The sequence below is a fragment of the Leptolyngbya sp. FACHB-671 genome, assembly GCF_014695745.1.
Lineage (GTDB): Bacteria > Cyanobacteriota > Cyanobacteriia > Elainellales > Elainellaceae > JAAUTN01.
Genome location: NZ_JACJOV010000124.1, coordinates 33,364 through 55,294 on the forward strand (window position 1 = coordinate 33,364; position 21,931 = coordinate 55,294).

12 protein-coding genes are annotated in these 21,931 nt (G+C 48.9%); 7 read left to right on the forward strand and 5 right to left on the reverse strand.

The window, feature by feature from the left end; genetic code table 11:
- Positions 1–108: 108 nt before the first annotated feature.
- A complete protein-coding gene (locus H6F93_RS16210; protein ID WP_190682667.1) occupies positions 109–2,052 on the reverse strand; it encodes a WD40 repeat domain-containing serine/threonine-protein kinase in 1,944 nt (647 codons plus the stop codon).
- 346 nt (positions 2,053–2,398) lie between these two features.
- Here H6F93_RS16210 and H6F93_RS16215 point away from each other — a divergent pair, with 346 nt between their 5' ends.
- Complete coding sequence (locus tag H6F93_RS16215) at positions 2,399–3,853, forward strand: carotenoid oxygenase family protein (RefSeq protein ID WP_199313758.1); 1,455 nt, start codon at positions 2,399–2,401, stop codon at positions 3,851–3,853.
- Positions 3,854–3,856: 3 nt separating this feature from the next.
- Here the strand turns inward: H6F93_RS16215 and H6F93_RS16220 are convergent, their stop codons facing one another.
- On the reverse strand, positions 3,857–4,648 hold the full coding sequence (locus H6F93_RS16220) for a TatD family hydrolase (RefSeq protein ID WP_190682670.1): 792 nt from the start codon (positions 4,646–4,648) through the stop codon (positions 3,857–3,859).
- A gap of 267 nt (positions 4,649–4,915) precedes the next feature.
- Here H6F93_RS16220 and H6F93_RS16225 point away from each other — a divergent pair, with 267 nt between their 5' ends.
- From H6F93_RS16225 to H6F93_RS16240, 4 genes are all read left to right on the forward strand, one after another.
- Positions 4,916–5,077 carry a hypothetical protein gene (locus tag H6F93_RS16225; RefSeq protein ID WP_190645327.1) on the forward strand — a complete coding sequence of 54 codons (162 nt, stop codon included), beginning with the start codon at positions 4,916–4,918 and terminating at the stop codon, positions 5,075–5,077.
- Positions 5,078–5,479: 402 nt separating this feature from the next.
- Positions 5,480–6,928: an ATPase domain-containing protein gene (locus tag H6F93_RS16230; protein ID WP_190682673.1), complete on the forward strand. Its 1,449-nt coding sequence runs from the start codon at positions 5,480–5,482 to the stop codon at positions 6,926–6,928.
- Positions 6,918–7,298, forward strand: coding sequence for a response regulator (locus H6F93_RS16235; RefSeq protein WP_199313759.1), 381 nt, complete (start codon positions 6,918–6,920; stop codon positions 7,296–7,298). The genes H6F93_RS16230 and H6F93_RS16235 overlap by 11 nt, the downstream gene beginning before the upstream one ends.
- Entirely contained in the window at positions 7,295–10,180 is a 2,886-nt protein-coding gene (locus H6F93_RS16240) for a PAS domain-containing protein (RefSeq protein ID WP_190682677.1), read from the forward strand. The genes H6F93_RS16235 and H6F93_RS16240 overlap by 4 nt, the downstream gene beginning before the upstream one ends.
- 259 nt (positions 10,181–10,439) lie before the next feature.
- Here the strand turns inward: H6F93_RS16240 and H6F93_RS16245 are convergent, their stop codons facing one another.
- Entirely contained in the window at positions 10,440–12,701 is a 2,262-nt protein-coding gene (locus H6F93_RS16245) for a CHASE2 domain-containing protein (RefSeq protein WP_190682681.1), read from the reverse strand.
- A 24-nt stretch (positions 12,702–12,725) separates the two neighbouring features.
- The gene (locus H6F93_RS16250; RefSeq protein ID WP_190682684.1) at positions 12,726–15,452 is read right to left on the reverse strand and encodes a CHAT domain-containing protein; all 2,727 of its coding nucleotides are present in this window, start codon (positions 15,450–15,452) and stop codon (positions 12,726–12,728) included.
- 185 nt (positions 15,453–15,637) lie between these two features.
- Between H6F93_RS16250 and H6F93_RS16255 the strand changes: the two genes are divergently transcribed.
- Positions 15,638–16,825 carry a threonine synthase gene (locus H6F93_RS16255; RefSeq protein ID WP_190682688.1) on the forward strand — a complete coding sequence of 396 codons (1,188 nt, stop codon included), beginning with the start codon at positions 15,638–15,640 and terminating at the stop codon, positions 16,823–16,825.
- Positions 16,826–17,015: 190 nt separating this feature from the next.
- Positions 17,016–18,071 (forward strand): transaldolase family protein, encoded by a 1,056-nt coding sequence (locus H6F93_RS16260; RefSeq protein WP_190682691.1) that lies wholly within the window; start codon positions 17,016–17,018, stop codon positions 18,069–18,071.
- A 42-nt stretch (positions 18,072–18,113) separates the two neighbouring features.
- On the opposite strand, the gene H6F93_RS16265 is transcribed toward H6F93_RS16260, so the two are convergent.
- Positions 18,114–21,770 (reverse strand): WD40 domain-containing protein, encoded by a 3,657-nt coding sequence (locus H6F93_RS16265; RefSeq protein WP_190682694.1) that lies wholly within the window; start codon positions 21,768–21,770, stop codon positions 18,114–18,116.
- Positions 21,771–21,931: the final 161 nt, after the last annotated feature.

Consider the following 21,931-nt stretch of genomic DNA (forward strand, 5'->3'; position numbering starts at 1 on the left):
ACCATTCACGTACAGCAATTTCTACTTGGGTAAACCACAAATTCCTGTAGGGGCACGCGAACTGCCCCTACGCTATGGTTTACTCATCCGAGAATGGCTGTAAGAGTTCTACTGTGCTTCCCAAATCTTAATGGCATTGTCTTGACTGCCGCTGACCAGGGTTTGCCCATCTGGGCTGACTGCAACGGATGATACCGAGTCTAGATGTCCAGAGAGTGTACGCAGTGGCTGTCCAGTGTGTATATCCCAAAGTTTGATGGTGTTGTCCTGATGGCTACTGATCAGGGTTTGTCCATCTGGGCTAATGGTCAGCGATCGCACCAAACCTGATTGGTCAGATAAAGTACGCATGACTCGCCCTGTTTCAAGATCCCAGATTAGGGTTTTGTCTGCTCCACCACTAATCAAGGTTTGCCCATCGGGGCTAAAAGCGACAGATTCTACTGCTTCTGCATGTTGGGCAAGGATGTGTACCCGTTTTTCCGTTTGCAAATCCCATACTCTGATAGTTTTGTCCTGACTGCCGCTAGCTAAGAGCCTTCCATCGGAACTGATAGCAACGGATTGAATCTCCTCGGTGTGCCCCATAAAATTGCAAAGAAGTTTCCCTGTGGCCACGTTCCACACAAAAACTGTTTGATCTCGATCTCCGGCGGCAAGCATCTGCCCATCAGGGCTAAACGCAACGGACTGAATCCAGTCTGGATGATCGAGAGTGCGTATGAGTTCGCCGCTTTGCAGATCCCAGAGCTTAACCGTGTTGTCTCGACTGCCACTTGCTAGCAACTGACCATCCTGGCTGATCGCAACAGAAACGACTTCAGCCCCATGTCCTGATAAGGTACGAAGCAAATCCCCTGTCTTCAAATTCCAAACCTTAATGGTTTTGTCTTCGCTGCCACTAACAAAGGTTTCACCGTCGGAACTGGTGGCGATCGCGGAGACTGGTCCCCTATGCACCGCTAACGTGTTGGCAAGAGCAAACCTTTGAGCAGAGGGGGCAATCACACTAGGAACAGTTTGAGCCGTAGTGGTGAGGTTTGACGTAGATTGCACCCAGTAGCCGTAACTCGCCAGCCCCACCGCCAGAGTTGCCCCCACTGCTGCCCAGCGGCTATTCAAAGCTCTTTGCATCCCCTGATTGCCAGTCCTTTTGACTGTTCTTTTACTGGGGTCAATCACTGTTGCGGTCAACCAATTCCAATCTCGCAGAGTAGGCCCTTGCAAAATCTGCAAGTCAGCCAGTACTTCCTCCACAGACTGATAGCGATCTTTGAAGTGAGTGCGCACCATTTTGTCAATGATGTCACCCAGCCTGCGCCTCACTTGAGCGTTCTCACGCCAGATCAATTCACCCGTCTTGGGGTCATCCTGCAACTCTTGGGGAGATAAACCTGTTAGCGCCTGGATCGCAATCATCCCAACGGCATAAATATCACTGCTAAAGCGAGGTTTACCTCCTTGCTGTTCGTTTGGCATATAGCCCGGTGTGCCTACAGCAATGGTTGCAGTCGTGTCACCTTCGCTCTGGGCACTAATGATTTGCGTGCTGATTTGCTTCACTGCACCGAAATCAATCAGCACAATTTTGTTGTCTTCAACCCGTCTAATCAAATTACGCGGCTTAATATCTCGATGAATCACACCTTCCTGATGTACATATTCAAGGACGTGCAAAATATCTTCTAGCAGAGCAACCACCCATTCTTCAGGAAAACTTTTGCCTCGAACCAACTCGTGTCCGAGGTCTTTCCCTTCAATGAATTCCTGAACTAGATAAAACTCTTTGTCCTCCTCAAAGTGTGCTAAGAGCCTTGGGATTTGATTATTCCTACGACCTAGCTCATAGAGACTTGCTGCCTCAGCGTCAAACAAACGTCTGACGGTCTTGAGAATCAGGCTATCTGCAGCCTGTGGTGCCTTGAGTCTTTTAACAACACAGGGAGGAGTCTTAGGAAGCTGCTTATCTACCGCTAGATAGGTGTCGCTAAAACCACCGCCGCCTAAGCGTCGAGTAATTGAATAGCGTCCACCTAATGTCTTGCCAATCATGATAGTTACATGGTTTTGCGAGATCTCTGCTTACTTCATTAAATGCCTTTCCAAGGTCTATTCTCTAATTCCGGAGACAGAGAAAAAGTTATTGCTATTTTTTGTGTATGAGTCTAGAAGAGGAGAAAACGTAAGGTCTGGGAAGCTTAGAGCTATGTGTATCAAAGCTCAGGGAATTGTAGAGTTTTGTCGAAAGACATTTCTCAATTTTGACATATTACGGCTATAGCATGTCAAAATATTTGCCTGGCTTCCAAAGTATGACGACTGTTCAACTCACTAAAATCTAACTTGCGACAAGCTGTCAATTTTCTGTGGATGCGTTGCAATAATCAGAACGTTCACGTTGAGAGATTGTATGGCGATCGCCCCTTATCAGCTTGGCTTCTCAGCCGCTCATCATGAAGATGAGACTGGCCCGCTTCCGATTCAAGGAGCTATCCCTGACTGGCTGAGAGGCAGCCTGATTAGAACGGGTCCTGGGACTTTTGAGGTTGACAAACAAACTTATCATCACTGGTTTGACGGACTCGCGATGCTCCGCAAATTTTCCTTTGAAAACGGAAAAGTTTCTTTTGTCAATCGGTTTCTTGAAAGTCAGGCTTACCAGGAAGCTAAAGCCAAAGGCAAAATCAGCCGAAGTGAGTTTGGAACTACGGCTCGTCACTCTTTGTTTGAGCGGATTCGCGACCCATTCCCACGCCTCACCGATAACGCCACCGTCAACATTACCGTGCAGGGCGATCGCTTCATTTCGGTAACTGAATCTCCCATGCCGATTGGCTTTGATCCCAAGACGCTCAACACGGTTGACCGATTTAATTATCAGGATCAGGTTCCAGGGCAAATTACCACAGCTCATCCTCACTTTGACTTTCAGGAGAATGCAGTCTACAGCTATTTAGTCAACCTGATTCCCCAATCTAGCTACAGCATCTATCGCATGGATGCTCACACCAATCAGCGTGAGTTAGTTGGCTCTGTACCCGTGAAGCGCCCAGCTTATATGCACACCTTTGCGATGACAGAACATTACATCATCCTTGCAGAATTTCCGCTCTTATTGAATCGCTTGAGTCTGCTATTGAGCGGTAAGCCAACCATCGAAAATTATCACTGGAAACCAGAGCAAGGAACCCGCTTTTTAATCATCAGTAAGGAGGATGGCAAAGTCGTTCATACGTGTAGAAGTGAATCATTTTTCGCTTTTCATCATGTCAATGCTTTTGAGCAAAATCACGAAATTATGGTGGATTTGGTTGCCTATTCCGATCCCTCAGTGATTCAATCTTTGTACCTAGAACCGCTTCTGCATCATCCCGATCAGGTGATTGCCGCAGGAGAACTGAGGCGTTATTGTCTGCCTTTGGATAGTCCAACGGCGAACTATAAAGTACTGACTCCAGAGCCGATCGAGCTACCTAGAATCAACTACCAACGGTGCAACACTCATGATTATCGGTTTGCTTATGGAGTTGGAAGCTCTCAACCCGGTAACTTCACGGACCAGCTTGTCAGAGTCAACGTCGAGGATGGCAGCTCTAAAATTTGGCGATCGCCCAACTGTTATCCGGGTGAACCCGTATTTGTTGCAGCACCCAATGCCTCAGCAGAAGATGAAGGAGTAATTTTATCCGTGGTGCTGAATGTGCAAACAGAAAACTCATTCTTGTTAGTGCTGGATGCTCAGTCATGGGATGAGCTGGCCAGAGTTGAGCTGCCCTATCACCTTCCCTTCGATTTTCATGGGCAATATTTTGAGGCGATCGCACCCACAGAACGAGCTCATCTGCATCGTTGAACCTTAGTTTGAAAGTTTAAAGAACCGTTTAGCGGTGGCAGTGGTAGCTTGGGCAACTTCCTCAGCAGGTTTGGCGATCGCGACTGCCACGGTTTGCAGCACATGGGGCAAAAAGGCTGGCTCATTGCGCCCTCCTTTCGGCTTCGGACGTAGCGTTCTGGGAGTCAGGTAAGGGGCATCCGTTTCCAGCATCAGCCGATTTAAGGGGATCAATCGCATGAGTTCCTGGAGATGCAGTCCCCGTCGCTCATCGCAAATCCAACCCGTGATGCCAATGTGTAAATCCCAATTCAGGTATGCCTTCAATTCCTCTCCATTGCCTGTAAAACAATGCACCACCGCTGCGGATAGCTGATCCCGATAAGGCTTGAGGATTTCCATAAAGCGCTGGTGGGCATCCCGCTCATGCAGAAATAGAGGCAGCTTCAGTTCACACGCCAATTGCAGTTGTGCTTCAAACCATTGCTCTTGCTCAGGACGAGGAGAATAATCGCGGTTAAAGTCCAATCCACACTCACCAATGGCTACGACTCCAGGTTGAGCAGCCAACTCTTGCAAGCGGAAAATGGTTTTCTGATCGCAGTGACGCACATCGTGAGGATGTACCCCTGCCGTCGAATACAAGGTTCCGACATATTGACTGGCAAGCCTCTGAGCCTCCTGGCTCCCCTCAACCGTGGTACCCGTGAGAATCATGGTGCGAACTCCAGCGGCGATCGCCCGATCAATCACCTGTTGGCGATCGGCATCAAAAGCAGCATGGGTTAAATTCACGCCAATATCAACCAATGACATCGCCAACCTAATTCTCCTAATAATTTCCCTGTTTATAGTAATAACGTTTCTCTAAAAAGAGCTACAGATAGAAGGGCACCCCGCTTTGCGGGATGCCCTTCTATCTGTAATTTTGGAATTGGTATAACTGCTGTACCTTAAAAATAATGAGGCAATACCGATTTAAATAGATTTCACGACACATCAGCTCCTTGTAAGGGCGAATGGCTATTCGCCCCTGCGGGCATCTGCATCCTTTTCAAATCAAACTGGTATAAGAATCCACAAATGAAGTACTCCGATCTCAAAGGCATTTTTGCTGAGGAACAAACCAATCGAGGTCTGCTGGTTATTGGAATCGATCGCGAAGGTCGTCGAGTGGAAGTCATATTTCATATCTCTACTGAATCAAAAGCAGATTGGGAAGCGATTAGTGCTAGATATTTGTAGAGAGTTGAGGGGCAATCACAGTATCAAAATAGGAAGCGATCGTTTGCCGAAGACTTGTAAATCTTAATGAGTTCTTAAGGTTAAAAAACTTTGTTTTAATGTACTGATATAGCTCATCATAATTGAAGCTAATTGTGCCATCCGGTAAGTTGAGAAGTTTGATAATTGCTGTTCAGTTTCAGACCACACTTGTTGGATCAAGAGGTAACTCTTCATGCGAGTTAGCAGTATTGTCTGAAGGCTCAGGGATTAAAACATGAGGCTTGCTGCACTACATTCAGCATATGATTGAAAAGGTCTTAAAGCATCGTCACCCTTTCGATAGAACTATGAGCTTCAAAAATATGAAAAAATTTTCATATATGTACTAATGTTTCTAAGCAAAAGATATTCGAAACTTTGATGCAACACGATCGCCTTTCAACTGGAGTTCCAGGATTAGATGAGATTTTATATGGTGGTTTAATTCCTCAACAGGCTTATCTTGTACGGGGTGGCCCTGGTGTAGGGAAAACGACACTGGGGCTAGAGTTTTTATCAACAGGTGTAGCGCAAGGAGAAAACAGCCTCTTTATCGTTTTGGGCGAGGCTGAGTCACAAGTGCGGACGAATGGTAACCGTCTGGGGTTTAACACCGAAGCCATTACGTTTCTTGACCTTAGCCCCAGTTCAGATTTTTTTACGGAAGTCGAAACCTACGACATCTTTTCCCCCGCTGAAGTTGAGCGGGAACCGACCACCCAAAAAATTGTGGAGCAGGTCAAGCAGCTTCAACCCAAGCGTGTGTTTATTGATGCAATGACCCAGTTTCGCTACCTGGCAACGGATGTCTTCCAGTTTCGCAAGCAGGTGCTATCGTTTTTGCGGTTTCTATTAGAGCAGGGCGCGACCGTCCTGTTTGCCTCGGAAAGCAGCCCGACCATGCCAGATGACGACTTGCAGTTCATGAGCGATGGCGTAATCGAGCTTCAACAGACTAATGGCACCCGTTGCCTGATGGTAGTTAAGTTTCGAGGATCTGGCTTTCGGGCAGGCGCTCACACGTTTCGTTTGCTGGCTACAGGTATGGAAGTTTTTCCCCGGCTTCAGCCTGAGGCGTATGAGCGAGATTTCAAGATGGAGGCAATTCCTTCAGGGGTGCCAGAACTCGATGCGTTGCTCAATGGCGGAATTGAACGGGGAACAGTGACGATTTTTACGGGACCAACTGGAGTCGGTAAGACCACAATCGGCGTTCAGTTTATAAAAGCTGCTGCTGAACGAGGAGAGCGATCGGTGCTTTACGCCTTTGAGGAGCAGTCCAGCATGGTGCTGCACCGGGCAGAAGCGATTAACATTCCAGTGCGGGAAATGGTTCAACGTGAAACCTTGTCGATTGTCGCCGTTGAGCCGCTACAGTTTAGCCCAGACGAGTTTGCTAATTTAGTGCGGCAGGAAGTGGAGCAAAAACAGGCACGAATTGTCATGCTCGACAGTATTGCAGGCTATCGTCTGTCAGTACGAGGAGCAGATTTGGTTAGTCATCTCCATGCGCTGTGCAAATATTTGCAGAATGTAGGTGTCACGGTAATTTTGATTAATGAAACTGAGGGAATCACTGGCGATTTTCGCGCTACTGAGATTGGCATTAGCTACCTGGCAGACAACATTGTGTTCTTGCGTTATCTAGAGATGCAGGGAGAAATGCGTAAGGCGATCGGCGTGTTGAAAAAGCGACTGTCAGATTTTGAGCGCGCGTTGCGTGAACTGGATATTACACGAGACGGTATTCGAGTTGGGCAACCCCTATCGCAGCTTCGGGGCATCCTGAGGGGCGTGCCGGAGCAGGTAAATAATCAATGTGATAAATGAAGCCTCCCAACCGGTGATTCTGGCTGTCGATCGCAACCGTCGCAATTTGGAATTGCTGACCCAAGTTCTAACGCAGCAAGGCTACCAGGTTTTAACCAAAATCAGTCTAGAGGAGGTGGAAGAAACCCTAAATACTCCCACTACAATCAAGCTTGCATTGGTTGATATTTCTGGATTTGATGCCAGCGTTTGGAGCCTTTGTCAGCGGCTGCGTGAGCAAGGAATTCCCTTTCTTGTGATCTCACCCCGACAACAAGCTGCTGTTCAACAAGCCAGTATCGCTAATGGTGCATTGGGCCTTTTGGGAAAACCTCTGATCATGCGGGAGTTCTTGCAGTTAATTCAAAATTTGTTGAAAGGATCGGAATGAGTCGAATTTTGCTGCTGTTAGAACACCGTGAAAATCGTCGACTCTTATGCGAGTGGCTAGAACCCCGTTATGACACGCTTGTGCCAGATTGGAATGCCGAGACCGTGAGTGAATCACTGGTGTCTCAACCCTTTGATCTGTGCATTATTGGAGCCAGAGCTTTAGACCAACTGTGGCAGGCTGTACAAGCCAGACGAACTGCCGAGAGTCCCGTTTTGCTACCGTTTTTGTTAGCAACGAGTCGGCAAGATGTGAAATATGTGACGCGGCAACTGTGGCAAAGCATTGATGAACTGATTACCCAACCGATCGAAAAAGCTGAATTACAGGCACGGGTCGAGATTTTGCTGCGATCGCGCCAACTTTCACTGCAATTGCAAACCGCAAACCAGAAGCTAGAACAGCAAATGGCCGCGCGGCAGCAAGCCGAGGCCAAGCGCGATCGGGCAATCCTGGCTCGAAATGATAGCGAGGATCGATTTCGTCAGATGGCAGAGACGATTCAAAGTGCCTTCTGGCTGCTCGACCTGCAAACGCAGCAGATGCTTTACCTGAGTCCGGCGTATGAGCAAATTTGGGGCCGCCCGCGTGAGGAACTGTACGCCGATTACGGGGTGTGGATGCAAACCATTCACCCAGACGATCGCGAGCGCATCCAAATGGCACTTGACCAGGGTCCTACCAGCGATAGTCAAGATGACGAATACCGGATCATTCGTCCTGATGGTTCAATTCGGTGGGTGCGCGATCGCTGCTTTGTATCTCGTAACTCAGATGGAGAGCCCTATCAACTAGCAGGAGTCACCGAAGACATTACCGACCGCAAGCAGACAGAAATTGCCCTGCAAAAGAGCGAACAACGGTATCGAGACTTAGCTGAAGCAATGCCTCAAGTAGTTTGGTTGATGCATCCAACGGGGACAATGCAATACTTCAATCAGCACTGGTATGACTACACCGGATTGAGCGAAGCAGAGTCAATTGGTTTTGGTGGCATCGTATCCGTTCACCCTGACGATCGCGATCGCACCATGCAAGTTTGGAGACAGGCGATCGCCACTGGAAACTCTGATGCCGTAGAGTATCGCCTGCGCCGTTTTGACGGCATCTACCGCTGGTTTATCAGTCAAGGAGTGCCGCTGCGCGACAGCCGGGGAACAATCACCAGCTGGATCGGCACCATCACCGACATTGATCACCAAAAACAGATTGAAGCAGCCTTGCGCGAACGAGAGGCACAACTGCAGTTTGTGCTTGATTCCTCGCAGATTGGAGAGTGGGAATTGGATTTAACGATTCCGTCACGCACTTCTCGGCGATCGCTGCTGCATGACCAAATCTTTGGTTATGACTCACTGCTGCCAGAATGGAATTATGGAACCCTTTTGAATCATATTCATCCAGACGACCGAGCGGACATCGAGCTGAAGTTTCAGCAAACACTCTCGACTTACGAAGATCTGGATTTTGAATGTAGAATAACTCGGGCTGATGGTTATCCCGCTTGGATTGCGGTACGCGGCAGCATCTATCAAAACATACAGGGTCAACCGACCCGATTAGTCGGAATCATTACAGACATCACAGATCGGAAACAAGCTGAAGCCGAACGAGAACAACTGCTGCAACGAGAACAAATCGCACGGGAGACTGCCGAGCAAGCCAACCGGATTAAAGATGAGTTTTTGGCAGTGCTATCCCATGAGTTGCGATCGCCCCTCAACCCCATTCTGGGTTGGGCAAAACTTCTGCAAACGCGTGAGTTTGATGCAGCAGTGCTCAAAAAAGCTGTTGAGACGATTGAGCGTAACGCCAAGCTACAGGCACAACTTATTGAAGATTTGCTAGATGTTTCTCGAATTCTGCAAGGCAAAGTCAGTTTCAATACGATCCCGATCAATCTTGTCACTGTAATCGAATCATCCATAGAAACAGTCCGTTTAGCCTCAGAGGCAAAAATGATTGAAATCCAAACGGACTTTGATGCTTCTACAGGAGAAGTCTTAGGAGATCCTAACCGCTTACAACAGGTAGTTTGGAACCTCTTATCCAATGCAATTAAATTCACACCTGAAGGTGGGCGAGTAGAGGTAAAACTGGAGCAGGTACAGGAAGGTCAGGATGCAAGACAAGGGGGCAAAGAAGTGAAGACAGTGACCTCCTTGCCCTTCCATTCCTCTGTTCAACTCACCGTGAGTGATACGGGCAAGGGAATTAGCCCTGATTTCTTGCCTCATGTGTTTGACTACTTTCGTCAGGCTGACAGTAAGACCACTCGTAAGTTTGGTGGCTTGGGCTTGGGCTTAGCGATCGTTCGTCATCTGGTAGAGCTACACGGTGGAACAGTCTGGGCAGAAAGCCTGGGGGAAGGACAGGGAGCAACGTTCATCGTCAGACTACCGTTACTTAGTAGAACTGAAAAGGGATCAAAAACCGAGGATACAGCCTTCACCATTGATCACTCATCATTTAACGCACCTCTCACTAACCTACAAATTTTGGTGGTGGATGATGATACAGATACTCGTGACTTTTACATCGTTGTACTCAAACAGGCAGGGGCGACCGTAACGGCTGTAAGCTCAGCTGAGGAAGCTTTACAGGTGTTAGCACAGCTTAAGCCCAATATTCTGTTGAGTGATATTGGAATGCCAGATATGGATGGATATATGCTAATCCGTCAAATTCGAGCCATGGAAGCGCAAGACAAAAAAGCGCAAGACAAAATGATGCCAGCGATCGCGCTCACTGCCTATGCCGGGGAGCCTGACCAGAAACAAGCGATCGCTGCCGGTTTTCAGCATTACATGTCTAAACCGATCGAACCTCAGGAACTTGTTAAAGCAATTGCCAATCTAACCAGTGAAGCCCTGCATGAATGAGATTAGGAGCAGATAAGGCATTAGAAGATTTGTCAGTCAATTAGGAGAAGCAGGCAAGGCATTAGGAGTCTCTAGTGTGAGTTACTTAAGTGGGGACAAAGAATGGGTGGATGAGGTGCGGTTAGCGTGTAAAGGGAAACTGCTTTGCGTTGCTTCTAATGCTTGTAATGCGACTCTTTGTGCTTATCATCGCAACAAGTGGCGACAGATGGGCTGACCTCGTACCCAAGAGCATTTTGTGAAGGATAGAGAAAAATATCTACTTCCGATTCGCGATTACAACGATTTCTGTGCCTTGTCCTAGTTGACTGTGAATGATTAACTCACCGTCAATTTGCTCTACCCGTTCACTCATTCCCAATAATCCAAACCCTTTACCCAGGGGAATTTGACTCACTTCAAATCCCTGTCCATTGTCCTTTACTCGCAGAAGACACTGTGACTCCTCACAAACTAGCTCAACCTGAATTTCAGTGGCGTGAGCATACTTAACGGCGTTAGTCAGTGCTTCTTGTCCAATGCGAAGTAAATGATTTTCCACATCGGGTGGCAAAGGGTAGGCAGTCCCGATGATGTCACACGTGAGATTGGTATTTGTAGTCGCTCTCATTTGAGTGGTCAGGTGTTTGAGAGCGCTAAATAAGTTTCCTTCTTCCAACAGTTTAGGACGTAGTGCCGCTACCGATCGCCGCGCTTCAGCTAGTCCAGTTCGAGCTAATTCTTCCACCGTTTCCAAATGAGCTTGTGCCGAGGCTGGCTTTTTGGTAATCTGCTCGCTTGCCGCCCCGACATGCAGCAGAATACCGGTAAATGCCTGGGCTAAGGTATCGTGAATTTCTCGCGCCATCCGATTGCGCTCATCCAAAATCGACGCTTCTTCAGCTCGCTTGCGATCGCTAATATCTTGTCCAATGCCAACGAATAAGCGCTCTGCAATTTGAACATTTGCCCATGCTGTGTTGACCAGGCGATCGTCCTTTGTTCTGATTTTGAGATCTAACCAGGCACCTGTTGCAGATAACATGTGATCTAAAATTTGCTGCTGTTGCTCCGAATCAAAACAACACGCAGCAATCAGGTCAATATGGTGCAGATCTGTGGTTGTCCATCCCAAGATTTGCTCACACTGACGATTCACGAATTCAACTTTTCCCGCCGCATTGTAGAGCGTAATCATGGCAGGAATGTGGTCCACGATCGCTTGCAGGAGCTGTTTTTGTTGATTCAGGGTATCTTCTGCCTGTTTTCGTTCAACAATTTCTTGCTCTAATTTTGCGGTTCGTTCTTCCACTTTCTGTTCCAGGTTGCGGGCATATCCCCTCAGGTTCTCCCACAGCAGGTAGCCATTGCTTGTAACGGCGGAGCCAGCGAGGGCTAGCAAGGGTGGAATGATAATAATCCACCACCCTACTAAAAACAGTCCGTATGCACCGACTAAAAGCACAACTCCTAAAAAAGTAACTCTACATGCGGTCTGGCGAGGCGATCGCGATATCCAACCCACAACAGCTCCAACCGTAGACCAAAAGATAATCCACAGCCATTCCAGCGGCTCTGACCAGGCATCTAATAAAGGACGACCATCCAAAGCAGCACTGAGCAATTGGCTGCTTAACAATGCATGAACTTCAACCCCTGCGGGTGCTGCAATTGAGTTAGTGGTGTAGGAGGTGAAAAATTTGTCTTCAAGGCTCTCGGCTGTTAATCCAATCAGCACAATGCGATCGCGCATCAAATCTTGGGGTATGCGTCCTTGCAATACTTCCGTTATTGAGACGGTGCGAAAATGGTCCTGGAGTTTTGGAAAGTTTGAAAGAATTTGATATCCACCGGCATCAACACCTACATAACCGCCATCATTCGGACGTAAGGAAGTAAAAGCCGCTCGACCTAACCGGAGTTGTCCTTTGGTGAGGTTGATTGTTTCAATCTGGATGCCTTCTTTCTTGAGATACACCAGAGCTAATTGTGTTCCTAGAGTCGCGATCGATTTTCCATCTTGATTGCTGAGGTACAGCAAACTGCGGCGAACTGTACTATCGGTATCTAAGAGAAGATCGCTAGCACTGACTCGATTATGCTGCTCCAAGGCTGGTGGTGCTTGAACCACTTCACCTTGAGCTGTTTCAATCACTTTCTCAATTCCAATCAGGTTAGGGGTAGAGGTAAAAACATTGATCAGCTCAGAGTGTCCTGGTTCTACAGGTAAATCTCGAAAGATGTCCAGTCCAATGGCTCTGGGTTGCTGTTGTTTAATGGATAAAATCAACTGAGCTAACACTGCATCGGACATTGGCCATTGTCCAAGTTGTTTGATGTCTGATTCATCTATGGTCACGAGGATAATTCGTGAATCAGCCGGTTCAAGGGGACGCAGACGAAACAGCTGATCAAGCGCCATTAGCTCCATGAACTGCAGTGCGCCCAAGCATCGCAGCAGCAGCAATCCTCCGGCAACACTAGGAGCGGTGATGAGGACTCCGCGCCATCGCCAAATTTGCTGTCTTAGGGTTGCCCACATAGGATAAATGCGATCGCTTAACTTCTAGAGCCAATTGCCTAAAAGCACAAACGGTGACCAGTAATAAGGGGAGGCGTAATCCTGTTGTTGCAGCAAAGCAACCTGAGCCCGACGTAGAGCTTCAGCTTTGGTCATCCCTGGCTGTCCTAGCTCTCGGTAAAACTCAATCATCAACAATGCGGTGGAGCGATCGCTAACCGACCACAATGAGGCAAGCGTGCTGCGTGCCCCCGATCGCACTGCTACTCCTGCCATTCCCAGGGCCGCTCGATCATCACCCGTTGCCGTTTGACAAGCGCTCAATACTAACAGTTCGATTGGGTTGAGATTACCCTCCCTAGTCCGAAGCAGTTGATCTAATTGTCTAACGTTGATACGTCCATTCCACGTCAAAATGAATGTATCATCTGCATTTGAGCTAAATTGACCGTGCGTGGCTAGATGCACAATTGGCGACGGAGTAGAATCAATCTGGGCTTGAAATGCTTCATTAGTAAATGACTGATCGAGTAACACCTGAGCCGAAAGGGCCGTTTCGATTTGATTAATTTCAACTGTGACGTTCGGCAGCGCTGGAAAGTCCTCGCGAGCTTGACTTAATCCTGCCAGCAGTCCACGCAATTGCAGATTTTCGAGCGGTTCGGGTTGCAGCAGGTGTAAGCCCGGATTGAATACCACTGCATAGTTTTCAATCAGGTAGTGCTGACCGTCGTGGAGCACTGCCATTGGCAAACTTCGCAGCAAGCCATCAGGCACAAACACTAGAGTTTTGATTTCACTGGCTGCCAGTTCAGTCTCTACCGGACGCAGAAGTAAATCGTAAACCTGTTGAGCAACAGGCAACCAATCTTCGAGAAAGGCAGTCGGTCTAAGGGATTGGTGCAGTTGGGTGAGGATGCGTTCTACTTCAGCTTGAGTCAGTGGAGTGTTGTAATAGCGCAAAGGCTGGTTGGGTAACGCCAGAATTACCGCAAACTGGGTGGGCAGAATAATCGGGTAAATGACAGCAGCTTGCGGATCAATTTGGTCGATCTCAACCGGGCGAACATTGACACAGGCTTCTCGAAAGAAGTTATCTAGTTCTGCTAACTGGAGGGCTTCGATGACTTGACGTGCCTGTTTCAGGTTTTCCTGAGTTGGTGTGTTGCTCTCAGACTGTAAGAGCAATTCCACAAACTGTCGGTAAACAGGTTCAACACTTTCTCGAAACGAGAACTGCACGTCTGAATTGATTGCAACTAAATCACTGCGAAGGGATTGCAAGATTTTGACTGCTTCTGCGTAGGCAGCCGTTGCATTTTGCAAATCTCCTGTAGCTGGGCAGGGCTGGGTATTCTGACAAAAAATTCGTCCCAGTTGCCACTGCCACTGATAAGCCACATCAGGCGCATCAATGGACTGCGCCAAACTGAGTGCTTGTTGCGTCAGAGTTTTAGCGTTGCTCCACTGGTGAGTCGTTTCATATAGGCTACCTAACGTACCAAGAGCATAAGATTCAGCTCGGCGATCGCTCATACTCCGAGCTTGCTCAACCGCAATGGCGAGATCTTGGACTGAGATACTGAGAAAATCGAAGGATGCCTCCCCTGAGCTTTCTATCTCCCTATTTCTTAATTTAATTACGTTTTGAGCCCAGTTGATTCGGGCATAAATAGCCAGACGACCAGGGGGTAAATCAGCGATCTGAGATTGGAGCTCTGGCAACAGTCGCTGTGCATCTGCCAGTCGCTCAGTTTCAACTAGCAGACTGAACTGAAGCAGCTGAACTTGCGTTTTTATCGTGAGCGAGGGAGCCGTGGTTGTCGCCTGTTGATAGAACGCGAGTGCGGTATCCGTTTCTCCTTGAGCGCGAGTTGTGTTACCCAAACTGAGCAAAATGCCGCTGATGTCGGACGCAGATTCAGGAGTCTCACCTTGGAGTTCGAGTGCGATCGCCAAGCTGTGTTCCAAAACCGCTCTTGATTGAGCTAAATCGCCAACCAACCGCAGCATCTTACCCAGACTTCGCAATCCGGCTACCTTGAGCTGTGAATCGGGCTGGTCTTGTAAGGCTTGTTCGACCTGAGTGAGCAGAGTTGTGGCTCGTCTGTAAAGTCCCTCTGACTGCAACGCCCGTGCCTGGTTAATCTGACTGCCCAAGATACCGCTGGTATCATTCGTTTGATGGTAAGCCGTTTCGGACTGTTGCCAGGTTTCCAGTGCTGCTAATGCTTGACCTTGAGTGAACTGTAGCTCCCCTTGAACAGTGAGAACCTGGGCGAGAACAGCTGAGACATCTGGACTGGGTGGCAGGTTTGGAGCATTTAGCAGCAAAACTGCTTGATTAATCGCCTCATTTGCCTGCATCCACTGTCCCTGATCTGTAAAGGCAGTGGCAAGAAAACTGAGAACCAGTGCTTGATTAAGAGAATCGCCCGCCGTCTCATAGCGGGTTGTCGCCTGTTGCCAGAGCGCGATCGCCTCTGAGAGTTGTCCTGCCTGGTAATGGGCTTCTGCTTGCTGCACAAGCTGAGCGGGAGAAGAAATCGTAGAGGACGAAAGAGGATTTGACGTAATCCTGATTTGCTCCGTATTCTCTGCTCTCTTGCTAGGCTCTTGGAATCCCACTACAGTTCCGGCATGGAGACCAATGGTGATGAGCAGTCCCAACAGAACAAACTGCAAGAACCGCCACCATCCTTTGTCTGAGAAGAGCCTTGGGATGACGGGCACTCCTCGACTGATTCGCCTACTCCAGTGCCCCTTACTCATCTGCTCGTTCGACTCCTCCCGGTACTGATGTTAGCGGGTGTTTAGATCTTCTGGGTCGATCCATCATCTCAAGTTTTGCCAAATTAGACCAGGTAACTTAGGTGAGTTAAAGTATTCACGCCACACTAATTACCTGTATTCAACTGCTGCCTCATTTCCTTAAACTTCTTAATACAGTTAAGCCAATGAATGTAACTCATCTGTACTGCTCATCCTGCAACAACCATTACCCACCCCGTCGCCTCTACAACCTCTGTGAGTGCGGCAAACCATTGATGGTTGCTTATGATCTCGATCGCGCTGCACACTCACTGACGCACGAAGTTTTGCGCGATCGCCCGCCAACGCTATGGCGCTACGCCGAAGTGTTACCTGTTGATGATCCTGCCAATCAGGTGAGCTTAGGCGAAGGCATGACTCCATTACTCAAGGCAGAAAAATTAGGGCAACTGTTGGGACTCAAGCATCTTTACATCAAAGATGAGTCGCAAAACCCGACTGCTTCTTTCAAGGCACGAGGAATGACGGCTGCGGTGTCAATGGCAAAAGAGTTAGGCGTGAGAAAGTTAGCCGTTCCCTCAGCGGGAAATGCTGCGGGTGCACTCGCTGCCTATGCTGCGAAGGCTGGACTGGAAGCCTTTATCTTTATGCCAAAAGATACTCCCATTGCCAACATTATTGAATGCCAGCAAACCGGGGCAACCGTCACCCTGATAGATGGATTAATCACCGACTGTGGGCGAATTGTTGCAGAACGCAAAGCCGCAGAGGGATGGTTTGAGGTTTCTACCCTGAAGGAACCGTATCGGGTAGAGGGCAAGAAAACAATGGGCTACGAGCTAGCAGAGCAGTTTGGTTGGGAACTGCCGGATGTGATTCTTTATCCAACGGGTGGTGGAACGGGCTTGATCGGCATGTGGAAAGCCTTTGATGAGATGGAGCGGATGGGCTGGATTGGGACTCACCGTCCACGCATGGTGAGTGTACAGGCAGCAGGATGTGCCCCGATCACCCAGGCATTTGAGTCGGGCTTATCCGTGGGAGCAGAAATTGCCAATGCCCATACAGTTGCCTCTGGGTTGCGAGTTCCAAAGGCGATCGGAGATTTCATTATGCTAGATATTTTGCGTCAGAGCGGTGGAACTGCGATCGCAGTGACCGATGACGCTCTGTTGACTGGAGTAAAAGAGATTGGAAAGACTGAGGGCATTTTTGCAGCACCGGAAGGAGGAGCTTGCATCCCTGCACTGCAACAACTCATTGATCAGGGCAAGGTCGATCGAGATGAACGCGTGGTTCTGTTTAACACAGGCTCAGGGCTAAAATACCTCGAAGCCTTTGGCGCAAGTGGTAATACCAACTCCAAAAATTAGGGCTACAGATGGAAGGGCACCCCGCGACGCGGGGTGCCCTTCCATCTGTAGCCTCTTTTTAGAGAAACGGGGTATTAGCAGCAAGTTAATTATACTGACGCTTAACTGAGGGATCTTGAGTGGTGAAATTTGAAGCAGTTTTGCAGACTGGTTTATAGATGTTTGAATCTTCCTCGTGAAGTTCGCTGCTATGAACCTGTTGCAATCACTCCGGCGCTGTGGACAATCCGTTTGGCTCGATGGACTTGAGCGAGGTTGGATTAGTCGGGGTGAGTTGCAGCAATGCATTGAGGAAGATGGTTTAAGGGGTGCCCGATCAAGCTTTGAAAGCTTGCAAGCGGCAATTGAAGGGCAAGAGTACGATCGCGACTTCATCATACTGGCGCAGAAAGGGATGAGCCAGACTGCACAATCGGATTATGACTATTTGGTTGTGCGAGATCTGCAATTAGCGGCTGATTTGCTGAAACCAGTCCATTCTCAGACGCAAGGACGAGATGGCTACGTCCAGGTCGATCTGCCGCCTGACACACTGCTTCAGCCTGAAACCGCGATCGCCGCCGCACAAAAAATCTGGTGTTCCGTTGGATGGAGCAATTTGTTGCTGAGAATTCCAGCAACTCCATTGATGTTGCCTGTGATTACACAATTGGTTGGCGATCGCATCAATGTAAATGCAACGCTGGTGTTTTCTCCAGATGGGTATCAGCAGGTATTTGATGCGTATCTGAGGGGGCTAGAGAGACTGGTTCAACAAGGAGAATCGGTCAGTGATGTGGTTTGTTTTGTCAGTGTTTCAATGGGTCGTTTGGGTGCAGTGATTGATCCACTCATTGCTAACTCAAAAACATCCTTCAGCCTGATGCAAGCCAAGCTGCTGTACCAGCACTATCGTCAGCTTTGTCAATGTGAACGTTGGCGATCGCTTCCCCAAGGGGCAAAACCACTGCGTCTGGTGTGGGATTGTGCAGATATTTCACCTGAATCTGCATGGTGCTATCTTCAGACGTTAGCAGCTCCCGAAACCGTGATCATGCTATCGCCATCAACCCTAGAACTGTATCGTGAGGTTTCTCTGTTGCTCACCAGTTTGACTGAAAATGAACAAGTTGAAAAAATTCTGGCAAGCGGAGCGAGAGAGCTTGCTTTAAATGAACTTAACCAATTTGTGAACGAGGAAAGAACGCGATCGCTCAACGCCTTTGGTCAGTTGTTAGAGGCGATCGAGAAAAAGAGAATGTGCTGAATGAGGGGCGATGGCACGGAGTGCCCACCAAGGGCGAGCGCCTTAATGCCCAGTTGCCCCTAATGCTTTAAGGGTAGACTTTTGAGCGACCGTTAGCCCCGTTGCGCCTTGAATGTTCATGCCTTCATAGAGGCGATCGACCGTCAACGTGTTAATACAGCGTCCTGTTTCCACGTCCCATAGCTTAATGGTGCGGTCGTTGCTACCACTAAATAGGATTTGACCATCAGAGCTAAAGACAACTGACCGCACCCAACCGCTATGTTCATCCAGGATGTGAAGGCAATTCCCCGTTTCCAAATCCCATAGTCGAATCGTTTGATCATCACCCCCACTCGCCAGGAACCGACCGTTAGAACAGATGGCAATCGTCCAAATGGCTCCTGTATGCCCCTGCAAAACTTTCAGACATTCCCCAGTTTGCACATCCCATAAGCGAATGGTCTGGTCATGACTGCCACTTGCCAGGAATCGACCGCTGGGGTCAAACGCGAGTGAGAAAACTGCACCGATATGCCCCTGCAGAACTTTCAGACATTCTCCAGTTTGCACATCCCACACGCGAATGGTGAGATCAAAACTGCCACTTGCCAACCGTTGACCGCTGGGGTCAGTCGTAGGATCTCCGCTGTTGCCGAAGGCAATCGCGCGAATCCCACTCTCATGTCCGCACAACACGTGCAAGCACTGGTGCGTCTGCATATCCCACAGTCGCACGGTGCAATCATAACTACTACTTGCTAAAATTTGCCCCGTTGGGCTAAACAAAATTGTCCAGATGGATGCGCTGTGTGCTGACCATTGCTCGACGTGTCCAGTTTCGATATTCCATAACGCGATCGACTCATCGTGTCGATTGATCGCGACTGTTTGATTATTAGAACTAAAGCTGACGTTGGTGAAGGGTGATATCCGACGGATCGGGCTGGCAAAGGTTTTGTAGGGGTGAAGTTGCGAGCGATCGCGATCTCGTTGCACACGCCACACGTGAATCGTTTCACTCTGTCCGCCACTAGCCAGCATTTGGTTATCTGAACTGAGGCTCAGGGAGTGAATCCCACCGATATATCCACGCAACGTTTTCAAGTTCTGTCCGCCCTGTAAATCCCAGAGCCGCACTGTATAGTCTTTTCCTGTACTGACTAACAATTGACTATCGGCACTGATAGCAAGTCCGTAAACATCATGGGTATGACCCTTAAGTACATGAATGGGTTGCCCGTCCGGAACACTCCAAAGGCGCAGCGTACTATCGAGGCTGGCACTGGCTAACCACTGACCATCTGGGCTAAAGGCAATGTTCCAAACCCAGTCGGTATGTCCCTGTAAGGGCTTGGCACTGGAAGTTATAATACTAGGCTTCGACGATGGATTATGGGGCAGATAACCGCTCCACAGTCGAATCGAGCCATCCCGACAGCCACTCGCTAACAGTTGACCATTCGGGCTGTAGCGCACACACTGAACCCCACTGGTATGCCCCTGTAAGATACTCAAGCAGCGACCATTACTCACCTCCCAAATCCGAATCGTTGCATCATTACTGCTGCTAGCTAAGGTTTGCTGATCCGGAGCGAAGTGGACAGAATAAACGCTCTGGGAGTGTCCCTTTAAAATACGGAGACACTGCCCTTGCAAATTCCATAAGCGCACCGTTTTGTCTTCACTAGCACTTGCCAACTGCTGGCTATCAGGACTAAAACTCACTGACCGAACGCTACGTGTATGCTCTGTGATCACCTGCAAGCATTGCCCGCTCTGGACATCCCACAAGCGCACAGAACTATCCGTACTGCCGCTGGCTAGCAGAGTGCCATCTGGACTAAAAGCAACCGACCAAACCCAGCCGATGTGTCCTTCAAAGGTGGCTAAGAGTTGGGTTGTGGTGAGATTCCAGAGATAGATGTTGCCAATGGAATCGCCCACTGCCATCATCTGTCCGTCTGGGCTCAGAGCGACTGACATGGCAATACTGAATACTTCAGAAAAGATGGACTTAGCAAACGTGGCATTCTGAAAATTGACCCCGGCTAAATCGACCTGCTGCAAGTCGGCTTGCTGCACCACAAGACCAGAAAAATCTGAACCGCGTAAGTCCACTTGAAACTGCACCAGCAGGTTAATCAGGTTGCCTGCAATGTACCCTGGTTGCTTCCCCTGTTGCGTTAATATATGCCTTGCTTGTGCCTCGATCGCCCCTACACTGCCAAAGCGAGACAATAGCCGTTCCATTACAGGCTGCACAATTAATCGCGTTTGAATCTCTCGAATGTAATCTTTTGCTTGTACTCGCAGTAAGGAGTGCGTTTGCCAAACGTTCAGCTCCTGCGTCTCAAATTCGATACAGATCTGCTGCACAAAGCGTTCTGTAACATATTCCATCACCACAGGTTGCAAGAAGAATAACCCATCACTTTTTTCGAGCAACGATCGCCGGAGTAGCGCATTGACGAGATTGGGTACACGTTGCTGAGCAGCAGGATCAACCACATTTTCTCGAATGTCTGAGATCGAGACGGGTTCTCGATGAATAGCAAACCAGAACAGGATTTTCTGTTCAGCTTCGGAGAGGCGATCGAACTGACGCTCCAGCACATCGCGGATGTCTTCAAATACAGCCAATCCCTGACTGAGATAGGGCATTACCTCGCCAATGCTGCCGTTATACAAATCCTGAATTGCGCTTGCTACCAGTTTTAGCGCCAGCGGATTACCGCCATAGTGCTGGATCAACGTCTGCCATTCTGCTTCTGAGCCTGTAAACGCTCCTTTTTGCCGAAAGATGGCGCGTCCATCATCAGGTGTTAGTCCACTTAAGGATAGCGATCGCACGAGCACCTGTGCGCCTTCCATCAGCGCCATTTCTCGTGGTTTTTCTCGACTGGTCAGCAACAAACAGCTTTGGTGAGACGCTTCGCCAATGGCTTTGAGCAACTGTCCGTACCCTTCATAACCTAATCGCCATTGACCTACCGACTCGCACTGCAAAATGGTTTCAGCATTATCCAGAATCAATAAACACCGACGCGATCGCAGATATTGCATCAGTTTGGAAAGCTGCTGATCGAGCGTAGTAGGAATGATCGGGTCGTCCCCATAGAGCGGCATGAGAAACTTCAGCAGGCTCGACAGGAGTTCGTCCAGCGGTAGCGCGTTGGCAAGCGATCGCCACACGACGATCTCAAACTCTGTCTGCATCTGAAGCGCAGCTTTGACCGCGATCGTACTTTTGCCCATGCCGCCAATGCCCAACAACCCGACCACACGACAGCGCTCAGACACGACCCACTGCCACAGTTGCGCCAGTTCTGCCTCACGCCCATAAAACACTGAGGCATCTACCGCCGTGTCCCAGTCCTGGTGAAAATCTGCTCGTCGGGGTTCCGGCGCTTCATTAGCTGCAACTGGGGACGTAAGATCTGACTGTGTTAATTCCAACCCAAACGCCCGAAAGAGATACTCCACCGACTGGCGATCGACCCCCTGTTCGCGCTTAAAAAGGCGGGAAAGGGTATTGAGGGAAAGCCCAGTGCGATCGCTCAGATCTTCCTGGGTGAAGTGCTTTCCCCAGATTTCATCAGATTCTGCCTGCTGTTTTGCCGTCTGAAACCTCTGCCATCCCTGAGGCGACAGGATGACTCCTCGAACTCGCCCAGAAGCAGATCTCCCCCGTCCAGATTTTGATGGGTTGGAATCCATAGATAGCCGATCTTGTGAAGGAGCAGCATGAAATTTCCCCTCAAGCATACCGCGCCTTTCTCTCATGCCAAAGGTTTCACTGATACCGATGGATCTGCAACTCCCCCATCTAGACTTTACGTAACTGTCCAATATCCTTGATGGGTGACATTCCGAACATA

Excerpts from the sequence above, each read along its gene's own strand:
- H6F93_RS16240 (WP_190682677.1), top strand. The coding sequence starts at position 7,295 with ATGAGTCGAATTTTGCTGCTGTTAGAACACCGTGAAAATCGTCGACTC.
- H6F93_RS16230 (WP_190682673.1), top strand. The coding sequence starts at position 5,480 with ATGCAACACGATCGCCTTTCAACTGGAGTTCCAGGATTAGATGAGATT.
- H6F93_RS16260 (WP_190682691.1), top strand. The coding sequence starts at position 17,016 with ATGAACCTGTTGCAATCACTCCGGCGCTGTGGACAATCCGTTTGGCTC.
- H6F93_RS16245 (WP_190682681.1), bottom strand. The coding sequence starts at position 12,701 with ATGTGGGCAACCCTAAGACAGCAAATTTGGCGATGGCGCGGAGTCCTC.
- H6F93_RS16255 (WP_190682688.1), top strand. The coding sequence starts at position 15,638 with ATGAATGTAACTCATCTGTACTGCTCATCCTGCAACAACCATTACCCA.
- H6F93_RS16265 (WP_190682694.1), bottom strand. The coding sequence starts at position 21,770 with ATGGATTCCAACCCATCAAAATCTGGACGGGGGAGATCTGCTTCTGGG.
- H6F93_RS16250 (WP_190682684.1), bottom strand. The coding sequence starts at position 15,452 with ATGAGTAAGGGGCACTGGAGTAGGCGAATCAGTCGAGGAGTGCCCGTC.
- H6F93_RS16210 (WP_190682667.1), bottom strand. The coding sequence starts at position 2,052 with ATGATTGGCAAGACATTAGGTGGACGCTATTCAATTACTCGACGCTTA.
- H6F93_RS16225 (WP_190645327.1), top strand. The coding sequence starts at position 4,916 with ATGAAGTACTCCGATCTCAAAGGCATTTTTGCTGAGGAACAAACCAAT.
- H6F93_RS16220 (WP_190682670.1), bottom strand. The coding sequence starts at position 4,648 with ATGTCATTGGTTGATATTGGCGTGAATTTAACCCATGCTGCTTTTGAT.